Here is a 12927-nt window from a genome sequence, read left to right as displayed (position 1 = left end):
TCGTAGGGAGGTTGGCGAAATTCACTAGGAGCTGGGCACTGGAGCTAGACACCGTGCAAAAAAGAGATTGCCCTTTTTCTAGGACAACCTCATTTCCGTAACTTGTGTGGCTGAATCAATTTCAGCCTCTAAATCCGATATATATACTTTCCGCGTCTCCTCGCTCCAACTAAATACATCACTCATATATTGCACAACTGCATCTTTCCACTTATGTACTCCGTCTATGTTAAAGAGAAGTGCTCCAGTTCGTCGAAAGAAGAAATCAACAGGTGTTGCAATACGCTCATGCTTAATGGCATATGCAAGTTTTCCATATAGTACATTAGAAAAATTATACTTCTCTATATCCTGCTTATTGTCAACAATTAACTGAAACACTTGATGAACATTTGAACCATAAACTTTTGTTAGCTCATGTGCCTCCCTTTCAGACAAGCCTAGCTGAACACCTTTTCGAACTTTTTCTTTAATAAAATTTCCATAACCTTGAGAACCTCCAACATTACCTCCTGAAATTGGAAAATCAACTGTTTGACATTCACTAAACAACTTATATCTTTCTTTACGAAACTGTGCTGCTAAGCCATCTACTACCGTTTCAGCCATTTTTCGATACCCTGTTAGCTTTCCACCTGCAATTGTGATCAAACCTGTAGAAGAAATCCAGATTTCATCCTTACGTGATATTTCAGATGGTTTCTTTCCTGTTTCATGAATAAGGGGACGAACTCCAGCCCAACTCGATTCAATATCGCTATTCGTTAATTTAACGCTTGGAAACATGTCATTTATCGCTTTAATTAAATACCTACGATCTTCTAACGTAGCAACCGGCTCTATCTTTTCCTCATTATAGAATGTATCTGTTGTTCCAATATAGGTTTTCTTATCTCTTGGAATCGCAAAAATCATCCTGCCGTCTTTCGTATCGAAATATATCGCTTGCTGCAAAGGAAACCTCAACTGATCAACAACAATATGAACACCCTTCGTTAATTGTAGAGACTTACCTTGCTTTGAATGGTCTTTTTCCCGTAGTCGATCTCCCCAAGGCCCTGTAGCATTGACAATTTTTTTTGCCCTTAATTCATATGTATTTCCCGACAAATGATCCTCCGCCAACACACCTACAATATGTTTATGTTCATATAAGAACTCTTTTACTTGCAAATAATTAATACAATCTGCACCAAATTCAACAGCTTGTTTCACTACTTCAATCGTTAACCTGGCATCATCCGTACGATATTCAACATAATATCCACCGCCCTTTAATTTTTTCTTTTTTATTAACGGTTCTTTTTGTAGTACTGCTTCTTTCGATAACATGATTCTCCGTTCTTTCTTATCTACATTCGCAAGATAATCATATAACTTCAATCCAAGTGATGTACTATAAGGCCCAAAAGTTCCACCTTCATAGAAAGGTAATAACATCCATTCTGGTGATGTTACATGGGGTCCATTTTCATAAACAATAGCTCGTTCTTTTCCTACCTCTGCTACCACATTCACCTCGAGATTCTTTAAGTAACGCAAACCACCGTGAATGAGCTTTGTTGAACGACTTGAAGTACCCGAAGCAAAATCTTGCATTTCACAAAGAGCTACTTTCATGCCTCTTGTTACAGCATCTAAAGCGATACCTGCACCTGTAATGCCACCACCAATAATTAATACATCATATTGTGTTGCACTCATCTTCTGCAAATCAGATTCTCGTTTCAAATTCGTAAACAACTTTTTTTCCCTTCCTTCATCGTATTGCTATCATTTTTGTAAAAAAGACCACGTTATCACTCCTAAAAGTAACAATGTGGTTCTGAGAATACTTAATTACTTAAATGCCATCGCCGCAGATACAGCTTTCTGCCACCCGCGATATAATTCTTCTCGTTCCGCTTCTGGTAAAGTGGCATGATATTCTTGATCTAATTGCCATTTCTGCGCAATGCTTTCGATTCCATCCCAGTACCCAACCGCAATTCCTGCTAAATAAGCAGCACCTAATGCTGTTGTTTCATTAATAACTGGTCTTTCAACTGGAACACCTAACATATCGCTTTGGAATCGCATTAAGAAATTATTCTTCACAGCTCCCCCATCTACTCGTAACTTTTTCAGCGATATGCCTGAATCAGCTTCCATAGCACTCAACACGTCACGTGTTTGATAGGCTAAAGATTCTAAAGTAGCTCTTACGAAATGCTCTTTCGACGTACCTCGTGTTAAACCAAATATTGCCCCACGAACTTCACTATCCCAATAAGGTGTCCCTAAACCAACGAAAGCAGGAACGACATACACACCCTCAGTAGATTCCACTCTGCTTGCATACATTTCACTGTCTTTCGCATCCTTTAACATTCGCAATCCATCGCGAAGCCATTGAATAGCTGAACCCGCTACAAATATACTTCCTTCTAACGCATATTCAACTTTACCATTTATGCCCCAGGCAATTGTCGTTAATAAACCATTCTGTGATTTAACAGCTTTCTCTCCCGTATTCATAAGCATAAAACAGCCAGTACCATACGTATTCTTCGCCATACCATCTTCAAAACAAGCTTGCCCAAATAGTGCAGCTTGTTGATCTCCAGCAGCACCAGCAATTGGTACTTCTTGACCAAAGAAATGATGGCTAACTGTATTAGCATAAATCTCCGAAGATGGTCTTACTTCTGGTAGCATAGTAGCAGGAATATTTAATATATTCAGAAGCTCTTCATCCCATTTCAAATCATATATATTATACATCAATGTTCGAGCGGCATTTGAATAATCCGTCACATGTGCTTTTCCACCTGACAATTTCCAAATAATCCAAGAATCGATCGTTCCAAATAATAAATCACCTTTCTCAGCTCTTTCACGAACACCTTCTACATGATCCAGGATCCACTTTACCTTTGTTCCAGAGAAATACGGATCGATTAATAGTCCTGTTTTTTCTCGAATAGTATCTTCATAACCTTGTTCCTTCAATTCATTACAGATATCCTGTGTTTGTCTCGATTGCCAAACAATTGCATGATAAACAGGTTTACCCGTATGCTTATCCCATACTACGGCTGTTTCACGTTGATTGGTGATGCCAATACCTGCAATCTGTGCGGGCTGCACACCTGATTCAGTGAGAACGCTAGCAATTACTGCTAATATACTTCCCCAGATTTCTTGTGCATTATGCTCTACCCATCCTGGTTCAGGAAAATGTTGAGTGAACTCCCTTTGTGCTATATGTACAATATCTGCTTTCTTATTAAAGAGTATTGCTCTAGAACTAGTTGTACCTTGATCTAAAGATAGTATAAATTTTTCCATACGCTAGCTCCCTTCACTTCAAATTTCACATATTAAGAGTAGTATACTATTTTTATTCCCTGTCTCTTTAAAATAGTTTATTTTTCACAAAAATACATCATTTTGATTGTCTTTCAACATATGATAAAATATGTCTTACATAATATATTAGCAATGAAACTTTTTACATTCACATACGTATAAATAAGAACGACTATTTGAAAGGGGGGATACAGCATGCTAGAGTTTTTCGAGCTAAATGATTTATCATCCTATCTAACATTTGCAAGTCTTATTGTTCAAGTAACAGCGACGTTTGGATTGTTCTATTTCTTACAATTCCATTTCAAAAATCGTACGCACATTCAGCTTACATTATCAGATAATGAAGAAAGTACTGCTATTGAATCTCAATGCTTGCATAATGAAGTCAATTCATTCGCTCACTGGCTGGCACTATGTGTAAGGCGAAAAGAATCACCGGATGAAGGTCCATCACATGTTCTTCTTGTAAACAAACTAGTTCAAACAATTCAAGGAGGACAAACATGGACAAAAAATCAAATAAAGCTGTATCCTTTGCCTTTAAAGGATTTCTTTTACTAATCGGAGTATTCGTTGTAAGTTCAATCTTTGGAGGTGAGCATGCTTTAGCGGCTTCTGGCGCAGATGCATCACCTGGATTTTTTCAACATTATTTTGTTTCCCCATTAACTGTTGTGCTAAACACAGTTGCGGGCTGGTTTCAAGGAAGCTATGGTATGTCGATCATACTAGTAACACTGTTACTACGATTAATTCTAATGCCTTTCATGCTTAAATCAACAAAGCAACAAATGCAAATGAAAGATAAAATGGCTGTTCTACAACCTGAAATGAAAGTAATTCAAGATAAATTGAAAAAAACAACCAACCAAGCAGAGAAAGTAAAGCTCCAACAAGAGATGATGCAGCTTTATCAAAAGCATAATGTTAATCCTATGGCTTCATTAAGTGGATGTTTACCAATACTCATCCAAATGCCAATCTTAATGGGCTTCTATTATGCAATTAAAAATTCACCTGAGATGGCAACGCATAGTTTCCTGTGGTTCAATCTAGGACAACCAGATATTATTCTTGCCCTACTAGCGGCTGGAATCTATTTCTTACAAGCGAAAGTTTCGTTGGCAAATGTACCGGAAGAACAACGAAAACAAATGGCTATCGTTAGCTATATGTCACCAATTATGATGGGATTCATTTCTCTATCAGCTCCAGCAGCTCTTCCACTTTATTGGACAGTTGGTGGATGCTTCCTAATGGTGCAAACATATGTGATTCGCAAGCTTTATTACAAGAAACCAGCTGTACAAGAAGAGGCTAAGACAATTTCATAAAATAAAGAGGTTGCACCATATATTGGTGCAACCTCTTTTGCGTAGTAGGAGATCAAAAAAACTAAAATATTGTGGTCATCGACCTCTATTAGCTAATAGATGGTAATTGGTTACGAGTAAATTTGTAATCGGTAATAGGTCATTGGTTTGCTTTAATTGCCATTACAAATCTTGAAAGTACCAAAAAGATTTTCTCCTACTAGCCCTTGAAGGGAGTCTCACCGCTTCAAGGTTTAGAAATATTTCTCGCTATCAAAATCTAATTCCACTGAATAGTTCTTGCTATTAATTAAGTTGGATAAACGATTGGCCTGACGCTCTATATCCAATGCTTTCACACGATAATCTTCCGGTTCAAATGTAGCCATTCTTACAATCGAAAAATTATCATCGTATGAGTATGGATATTCCTCCTTTGATGCTTCTCCAAGTTCCTTATATTTTCTAGCTTTCGCTCGCATTTGAGTAGCTAATTCAATCGCTTCTACAATCGGCAAACTTTCATTATTATATTGAATCTCATTTTCTATGTTCGCTTTGTACATTAATTTGTCTAGCAAGCGATAGTCACAACGAATTTCCTCTAGTTCAGATTCTACTTGAGCAAGTGTCCGCGCTTGCTTTGAAAGTTTCTTACCTTTCTCAACTTCCACAAAACCAACTCGATTCATTTCAAATTCAAGTTCATGAATTCGTTTATTTAATACGCTCTTTAATTTCACTGCTTCTGCAAGAGAAAGCTTAATCACGTTATCATCTCCCATGAAATACATCTCGTTCATTCACATTATTCATAATTATAAATGAATTTTCATTGACTCTCAAAGGAAAAGGTATACTTATAAAAATAAGCCAAAACAGATTCTCTCACATATTCGTAAATTTCATAATTATTATCATCTGCTATTTAGCCCTTTTTCCACAATCTGTTTCCAATAATCCCAAGCCTGTAAATACGCTTCTAAATCTTGTGGATGATGGCGTTTACAACTCGACATTCTTACTATCAAGCCAATTAAAACATACTGATGCAATGTAGTGTTGTCTCCATCCCATGTACTTACATGATTGGCGACAGATTCTATTAACTCTTTCGATAACTCTATCGGTGAAGAGCAATAAGCGAAGATAACATCATACATTGGGTCACCAATTAAAGGAGACGGATCAATCACACCAACGAGTTGTTTTTCTGAAAACAAAAAGTTATGAAACCCACAATCACCGTGTAGAAAATATGCTCGCTTTAAATCATTCTTACTTTTAAGATTCGCTAAAATTCTTTTTACGAAATGAATATCTTCTTTACTAATTAATGCATTATTCAAAATCTGAACTGCTGACTCCACTTCATCTTGAAGATAAGTATGCCAAGATGATACTTCATAATGAACCCAACCCCAACTCTGTTTTTTTGCTGAAGGTTTATAGTGATTGACTAACTGTTCTGTTAACTTAATTAAAGTAGCTTCTTTATCATATGCAGTTGAATTCGTGCACCCTTTCATAAAGTGATATACAAAGAAATTATATGACGGATCGATATATACCACTTTAGGTAAATAAGGCACATCTTGATAAAATGATAAAAACTTTGACTCAGCTTCAATAATAGCTTTATCATTCATTTTGACAGCATAGCGATTTCCACCCTTAGAAATCATGTAAACCTGACTGGAAGTTCCGCCACTTAAAGGTTCACAAACTGTATCATTCCCCTGTAAAATGCCTACTTCTTTTAATTGTAAAACAATCTGGTTCAGTTCCATTTACTATCTCCTTATAATTTTATTCTGGATAATAAATCACATTATAAAAGCTCACCATATCATCTGATGTATTTATGTAGCTATGCTCAACATTTGCAGTGAAGGAAATAGCCTCCCCTTCTTCTAAAATATACTCATTTTTTTGCACTTGCAGAGTTAATACACCTTTTTTAATTAGGATATATTCTTCACCTAAATGCTTTTCTGCTCGATGACTAAAACCTGGTTGTAAATTAATATGATAAATTTCAAACTTCTTCTCTGGATGATATGGAAAAACAGAATAAACAAGATAACTCCCATCGTCATCAATTATAGGTGTTAATTCATTGATATTAATTTTCGTAACTATAGGTTCATCTTCTTCTTTCATAAAAACAGAAAAAGATACTTGAAGCCCGTTGGCAATTTTCCAAAGAGTTGTGACAGTCGGATTTGATTTTCCTTTTTCAATTTGTGCAATCATCGCTTTACTAACGCCTGTTAATTCAGCAACCTGATCCAAGCTTAGCCCTCTACTTTTTCTCAATTTCGCAAGGTTATTTGCAATTGTTTCTTGTATAGGTTCCATTAAATCTATCCTTTCCCGCCAATTGTATGTTATATTATATATATGTTTATTATAACATACAAAAGGAGGATATAATTTGGCTAGTACTGCAAAAACGCAAGTTTTAGAGCATAGTATGCCTACTACATACTTGCAAGGAGTGAAGGATTGTATTCCTACATTATTAGGATATATTAGCATCGGTGTTGCCATGGGAATCGTTGGTGTATCCTCAAACTTAAGTGTGCTTGAAATAGCGTTATTATCAGCTTTGGTTTATGCAGGATCATCACAATTTATTATTTGTGCACTATTGGTTGTTAACAGTCCTATTTCTGTCATTATTTTAACTACTTTTATCGTGAATTTACGGAATTTTCTATTATGTATGACTTTAGCCCCTCACTTCACAAAATATTCTGCGCTGAAAAATGTGGGTATTGGGGCACTCGTGACCGACGAATCCTTCGGTGTAGCTATGAACAAAATCGTTAAAGGTGAAAGCATCAATGATCAATGGATGAACGGCCTTAATGTCACTGCCTATCTATCATGGATTCTTTCTTGTGTCGCCGGTGCCATATTCGGTAAATGGATTTCCAATCCGGAAGCACTTGGCTTAGATTTCGCATTAACGGCAATGTTTTTAGCACTGCTCGTTCTACAATTACAAAGTATTGATAAACCTAAGTTAAAGCTGTATCTTTCTTTAGTAATATATATGATTATCGTGATGGTTCTTCTATGTATGATTGTTCCATCCCATATCGCTGTCATACTATCAACGATGATTGTAGCAACCATTGGGGTGGTGACAGATCGATGAGCGTAGACTTAACTATTCTTCTTATCATCTTTGGTTGCGCACTTGTCACCGTCATTCCAAGAATTGTTCCTTTTCTACTCGTTCGTAATGTAGAGTTACCACAACCTGTTATTAAGTGGCTTTCATTCATTCCGGTTTGCATATTAACCGCCCTTGTTGTCGATAGTGTTTTAATCGAAGCCGAGCATGGAATTTCCATTGATTGGAATGTTCTTATTGTTATAATTCCTACACTTCTCATCGCTCTTTGGACTAAGAGCTTGTCTATTACTGTGATTGTTGGTGTTATTTTGATGGCTGTCATACGGTATATTTTGTAGAGGAAAAGAGTTCTTTCATTACTGAGAGAGCTCTTTTTTCACTGCTTGAAAATTATAGATAATTATGTTAATTTTGATGCATAGAAATTCTAGGTAGGTGAAATAGATGACATTTGATAGAGAACTAATGAAAGGTAGCAGCTCCCTCATTATTATGAACATCCTAAACGATGGTGACATGTATGGATATCAACTTTCTAAAGAGATGGAACGCCGATCAGATGAACAATTGGCAGTGAAAGAAGGTACATTGTACCCCGCCCTTCATAAACTTGAACAAAAAGGATACATCCGCTCATATATTACAAAGCAAGAAAAAGCACCATCTAGGAAATATTATACGCTAACTGATGAGGGTAAAAAACTACTTAAGCACAAGAACAAAGAATGGACTGCTTTCGCAAAGATGATCAATAAAATGATAGGAAATGAAACATAAATGAGTACAGCAAAAAGAAAGTATTTAGTAGAACTTGAACTTCTCTTACGCCGTAAAGGGATAAAAAATACGTTAGACATCATGCAAGATTATCAGCTACATATTGAAGATGCAGTCTATTCCGAAATGCTTAAAGGGTTAAACGAACAAGAAGCTACTGTTAAAGTTTTAGACATAATGCTTGCGCCACAAGACATCGTTAATCAATACGAACTTGAGCCAAGATTTTACTCAGAATACAGTTTAATGATTGGCAACTACATTCTTTTTCTTTCAGCATTAACGCTTACTTTTTTGCATTACTATACTGACTTTCAATCCATTCATGCTCTCTGGGGATTCCTGATTGAGATGAAATGGTTCTTGCTTTGTTCTTATACATGTCTTTGGATTGCATTAGGATTTACTTTCGGCAAGATAAATGGAATTCCTCGTAGAAAACCTATGAGAAAAATAATATTACTTGCCATCTCACCCAATTATTTATTCATGATTTTCATCTTATTCGGATTTCAAGATGGTTGGTCATTAACATATTTTCATTTTCTTGAACAATCTTATACCTTTTTAGTAAGTTGCATAATCATGACACTCGCTTTCTATCCTTTAGCAAGATGGGGCTTCAACTATGGAGTCATGCATGATTTTTCAGCATGAATTAACGAAGGAGACATTCAGGCAATGCTTTTAATGATATGTATTTTTTATGTTGTCGTTACGCTATTAGCATTTTTACTATATCGTAAGAAAAAAATAATCTCTCTAATTCTTTTTTCCATCCCTATGTTTACGATTTTACTAATAGGTGGCTGGTGGATTTATGAAAGTAATTATCAATTTATTTCAAATACAGATTTAAGTCAAGAACAACTAGGCATGCTTACATTAAACCAACCAATTGAAGAATTGGAGGATTACAAAGATCCTACTCTTACTCCGGTGGAAAATGTCTACTATCCTATTTTTGTTAGATCATCACAATTAATGCTTGGCGCTAATGAAGATGGATTGCTTGAATATGTAAGAACGAGCTCTACAAATAAACCTACCAATAAAGAAATTAATGTGACTCAAACATTACATAAAGTCATTGAAACGTATGGAAAATCTTATTACTCTAACAAAGAAATGGGAATGGGGCAATACATTGGGTATGTTGATCGAAAGAATAAAAGAGAATTGCGATTTTGGCATGAAGACGGAATTGTTACAGAGATTGAATACAAACATCTTTAAACTCCCTACTCTCGTTAAAGGAGTCTCATGATGACATTTTCTTTTATAATGATTACCCTTAGCATACTCTGTTTACTAATGATCGTTATTCAAATAATTAAAGATGTCAAGAAAAGTAAAGAACGCCCTTCTCTGTTCTCGTTCATTATTGTAGGATTGTTGCTACTTAACTGGCTACTATACATTACAAGCTTTTACACGTATATCCCAGCCACTATTAGTGAAGCATTATTTCTGCCGGTATGGATCATACTTGCCCTAAGTGGTTTACTCGTCTCATTACGAAACAGAAGAAAAAATAGCTCGTTCGCCGTTGTTACGGGAGAACTTTCTTTATTTAGCTTTTTCTTTGGCCTATTTTTATATTGGTTATCAAGCATGTAGAGTCTTAGGACACTCCCCAAAAGCCAACGAAAGCATCGTTGGCTTTTTGTAGAAAGAAAAACGTTTAATTGTTTACGCCTTATTATTCGGTAACTTCTTATCTGGATGGCCATTACCTTGTGTCTTCAAATTCTTTTTCTCTTTCTCTTGTTGTTCTTTAATTTTTTCTACAAATTCATGTGTATTTTCCATAAAACACCCTCCTTTTTTACTAACTCTTCGTTACTTTAACCACTTCAGATTAGAAACATACAATGTGATTGTTTAAGTTTCATGATTTTTCAAATTCAATAATGTTAAAATAAAATTATTAATACAAAATAAGTACCATCGTTTGTTTTATTGAAAGGTCATAACAGGTGATAATATTATGCTTAGAATTCTAGCACTCGATCATGATAATCAAATTCTCATTAATCCTCCTCTCAATGTGCTTGATGCAATGCAATGGTACTGGGTGGACTTTAATACACCTACTGATGAGGAAGCACAATTACTACATACCCATTTTCAGTTTCATCCATTAGCTATTGAGGACTGTATGCACGAACTTCAACGGCCTAAACTAGACTATTATGAAAATCTTAATTTTCTTGTTATACACTCTATAAACCGCAAGTCAAACGAGACAAATGAGATTGACTTGTTTATTTCAGAACAATTTATCGTTACGTTTCATTTAGAAGAACAAGAAGAAATTGATGCAGTATGGAATCTATTTCAGCGCCCTCAAGATGTTTCTAAATTCTCTCCTATTGAGATCGGTTATAAAATTATCGATAAGATTGTTGATTCCTTCTTCATAATTGTTCAACAAGTAGAAGATCGCTTATTAGATATAGAGAACAGTGATGAAGTAAAAAAAGGTAAAAATTCTGTAATAACTAATACCTACAAAGTTCGAAAAGACTTGCTCAAGCTTAGACAAACCATTTTGCCAATGCGCGATTTAATTTATCGTATTTTGGAATCGAAACGATTTATTATTCAAGAACATAAGCGGGCTTACTTCCAAGATATTTATGATCATCTCTTAAAACTAAGCGAAATGATTGAATCTAATCGACAATTAACAGCTGATATTCGCGATAATTACATCTCTTTAAACTCTTTTCGCATGAATAATATCATGAAGACTCTTACAGTCATTACAACAATTTTCATGCCACTTACCTTCATTGCAGGCATATATGGGATGAATTTCTTAAACATGCCTGAACTGGAATGGCATTATGGATATTTTATTATTTTAGGCGTCATGTTCAGCATTGGAGTTATTATGTTTCTATTGTTTAAATGGAAAGGTTGGTTTGATAGTGAGTAGAGGGGGCTGTCTCAGAAGTGATTATAAATCATTTTTGAGACAGTCTTTTACACTTTTTAGTCCTTCGTTATAGGTTACGAGAAATTTGTTATGCTTGCTGAATATGTTGAAAATGGGAAACCCTCTTTATTCAATACATAATTCTTATAGTTTCCCTTTTTACAAATGAATTGATAAAATATTCAGAAATAAAATTAGAGGTGAACTCCATTTGAGAAAAAAACTAGCATGCTTACACGCTCATTTCTCCAATATCCAATATATTGAGCAAAGTCTTTCTTCATACGATATTGAACTAATACATTTCGTCGATCCTGGCTTAATACATAGAGTGAATCATGATAGACACTTTCAGCCAGAGAATGCACAAAAGAAAGTGAAAGAACAAATAGAGTGGATGGCTAATTGCGGAGTAGACGCTATCCTCATTACCTGTACTAATTACATCGCCCTTTTACCAGAAGATGATTTATTGGCATCTGTTCCAATTCTAAAAATTGATGAACCCTATTTCGAGTATATTAGCAGTATCCGACAACCACAGACAATTATATTTTCAAATGCCGCAACCGTTAAAGGAACGATGGAAAGACTAAATCAATACGCTACAAGAAAGCAACGATCGTTGAATGTCGATGTTATGATAATCCCTGACGTATTTGAATTAATTATGAAAGGGTTACAACAAGAATATACTCAAGCAGTTTCAACCTTTTTAATTAATACTAGTAAAGATAAAGAAAATCTCTCTGTTGCACAATTATCAATGGTTGAAGCCGCTCAACAAGTTGAAGAAGCAACTTTGATAACCATTATTAATCCATTGAATCTATTAATTACCACGATCATTGAGCAATTGGAATTAAAACGCAAAGCATAAAAATCAACAGCGCCTAAGCTGTTGATTTTTTATTTTGAAATGACTAAGCTCATCTTTCGACTAATTGTCTCCATTCCAAAGCTTTCATAAAATGAAATAGCTGTTTTATTGAATTCCCAAACATTTAATTCTAATGATGAGGCATCCATTTCTTTAGACCAATCTACACAAGCTTCAAATAATGCTCTTCCAATTCCATTCCGTTGGTTATTATCCTTGACACCAAAGTCATTCATATAAGCATATTTCCTTGGTACCAATGAATCGAATGCAGGAGACTTCGTTATTTCCATTACAGCAAAGCCTACTATTTCACCTTCAAGTCGAGCAACTATGATATCACTGTTTATGTCGTTCAATAAATCTAGAAAATAACTTTCAGGCATTACTTGTTCAATGCTTTGAAAAATATGTGGCAATGCTTCAGCATGCTCATCTTGTCCTTCTTTTACGATTGCATTTACTGCTTCGTAATCTTCGATTGTTGCTTTATTCATTACAAGATCCAAAT

General features: G+C 35.3%; 17 protein-coding genes. 10 read left to right on the top strand and 7 right to left on the bottom strand.

The genetic code is table 11. The features are described 5' to 3' along the window. Window positions 1–78: 78 nt before the first annotated feature. Together V7014_RS11565 and glpK are read right to left on the bottom strand one after the other, a co-directional pair. On the bottom strand, window positions 79–1704 hold the full coding sequence (locus tag V7014_RS11565; protein ID WP_335507272.1) for a glycerol-3-phosphate dehydrogenase/oxidase: 1626 nt from the start codon (window positions 1702–1704) through the stop codon (window positions 79–81). 135 nt (window positions 1705–1839) lie between these two features. Then, window positions 1840–3330: a glycerol kinase GlpK gene (gene glpK, locus V7014_RS11560; RefSeq protein WP_335507246.1), complete on the bottom strand. Its 1491-nt coding sequence runs from the start codon at window positions 3328–3330 to the stop codon at window positions 1840–1842. A gap of 216 nt (window positions 3331–3546) precedes the next feature. On the opposite strand from glpK, the gene V7014_RS11555 reads away from it, so the two are divergent. Continuing rightward, window positions 3547–3915: a hypothetical protein gene (locus V7014_RS11555; protein WP_335507244.1), complete on the top strand. Its 369-nt coding sequence runs from the start codon at window positions 3547–3549 to the stop codon at window positions 3913–3915. Then, window positions 3858–4688: a membrane protein insertase YidC gene (gene yidC, locus V7014_RS11550; RefSeq protein WP_335507242.1), complete on the top strand. Its 831-nt coding sequence runs from the start codon at window positions 3858–3860 to the stop codon at window positions 4686–4688. Before V7014_RS11555 ends, yidC begins: the two co-directional genes overlap by 58 nt. A gap of 233 nt (window positions 4689–4921) precedes the next feature. Here yidC and V7014_RS11545 read toward each other — a convergent pair whose 3' ends face one another. The 3 genes from V7014_RS11545 to V7014_RS11535 all read right to left on the bottom strand — a co-directional run bounded on the left by V7014_RS11545 (window position 4922) and on the right by V7014_RS11535 (window position 7028). Then, window positions 4922–5437: a hypothetical protein gene (locus V7014_RS11545; RefSeq protein ID WP_335507270.1), complete on the bottom strand. Its 516-nt coding sequence runs from the start codon at window positions 5435–5437 to the stop codon at window positions 4922–4924. A 147-nt stretch (window positions 5438–5584) separates the two neighbouring features. After that, window positions 5585–6457, bottom strand: coding sequence for an aminoglycoside phosphotransferase family protein (locus V7014_RS11540; RefSeq protein ID WP_335507240.1), 873 nt, complete (start codon window positions 6455–6457; stop codon window positions 5585–5587). Between the two features lie 19 nt (window positions 6458–6476). Beyond that, the gene (locus V7014_RS11535) at window positions 6477–7028 is read right to left on the bottom strand and encodes a helix-turn-helix domain-containing protein (RefSeq protein WP_335507238.1); all 552 of its coding nucleotides are present in this window, start codon (window positions 7026–7028) and stop codon (window positions 6477–6479) included. Between the two features lie 115 nt (window positions 7029–7143). Here V7014_RS11535 and V7014_RS11530 point away from each other — a divergent pair, with 115 nt between their 5' ends. The 6 genes from V7014_RS11530 (at window position 7144) to V7014_RS11505 (ending at window position 10212) form a co-directional block, all read left to right on the top strand. Next, window positions 7144–7833, top strand: coding sequence for an AzlC family ABC transporter permease (locus tag V7014_RS11530; RefSeq protein ID WP_335507268.1), 690 nt, complete (start codon window positions 7144–7146; stop codon window positions 7831–7833). Next, the gene (locus V7014_RS11525) at window positions 7830–8153 is read left to right on the top strand and encodes an AzlD domain-containing protein (protein ID WP_335507236.1); all 324 of its coding nucleotides are present in this window, start codon (window positions 7830–7832) and stop codon (window positions 8151–8153) included. Before V7014_RS11530 ends, V7014_RS11525 begins: the two co-directional genes overlap by 4 nt. 106 nt (window positions 8154–8259) lie before the next feature. Beyond that, a complete protein-coding gene (locus V7014_RS11520; protein WP_335507234.1) occupies window positions 8260–8592 on the top strand; it encodes a PadR family transcriptional regulator in 333 nt (110 codons plus the stop codon). Next, window positions 8593–9249, top strand: a complete 657-nt coding sequence (locus tag V7014_RS11515) for a hypothetical protein (RefSeq protein ID WP_335507232.1) — start codon at window positions 8593–8595, stop codon at window positions 9247–9249. A gap of 24 nt (window positions 9250–9273) precedes the next feature. Then, window positions 9274–9828: a hypothetical protein gene (locus V7014_RS11510; RefSeq protein WP_335507230.1), complete on the top strand. Its 555-nt coding sequence runs from the start codon at window positions 9274–9276 to the stop codon at window positions 9826–9828. A 30-nt stretch (window positions 9829–9858) separates the two neighbouring features. After that, the gene (locus V7014_RS11505) at window positions 9859–10212 is read left to right on the top strand and encodes a hypothetical protein (RefSeq protein WP_335507228.1); all 354 of its coding nucleotides are present in this window, start codon (window positions 9859–9861) and stop codon (window positions 10210–10212) included. A gap of 72 nt (window positions 10213–10284) precedes the next feature. Here the strand turns inward: V7014_RS11505 and V7014_RS11500 are convergent, their stop codons facing one another. Further along, window positions 10285–10404: a DUF4023 domain-containing protein gene (locus V7014_RS11500; RefSeq protein WP_335507226.1), complete on the bottom strand. Its 120-nt coding sequence runs from the start codon at window positions 10402–10404 to the stop codon at window positions 10285–10287. A 178-nt stretch (window positions 10405–10582) separates the two neighbouring features. On the opposite strand from V7014_RS11500, the gene corA reads away from it, so the two are divergent. After that, window positions 10583–11536, top strand: coding sequence for a magnesium/cobalt transporter CorA (gene corA / locus V7014_RS11495; RefSeq protein ID WP_335507224.1), 954 nt, complete (start codon window positions 10583–10585; stop codon window positions 11534–11536). 211 nt (window positions 11537–11747) lie between these two features. Next, a complete protein-coding gene (locus tag V7014_RS11490) occupies window positions 11748–12416 on the top strand; it encodes a hypothetical protein (RefSeq protein ID WP_335507223.1) in 669 nt (222 codons plus the stop codon). Between the two features lie 29 nt (window positions 12417–12445). Here the strand turns inward: V7014_RS11490 and V7014_RS11485 are convergent, their stop codons facing one another. Further along, window positions 12446–12925 (bottom strand): GNAT family N-acetyltransferase, encoded by a 480-nt coding sequence (locus V7014_RS11485; RefSeq protein ID WP_335507221.1) that lies wholly within the window; start codon window positions 12923–12925, stop codon window positions 12446–12448. Between the last annotated feature and the right edge of the window lie 2 nt (window positions 12926–12927).

This window comes from Bacillus sp. JJ722, from assembly GCF_036963345.1.
Lineage (GTDB): Bacteria > Bacillota > Bacilli > Bacillales > DSM-1321 > Bacillus_AD.
This window is presented reverse-complemented; position numbering and strand designations above follow the sequence as displayed.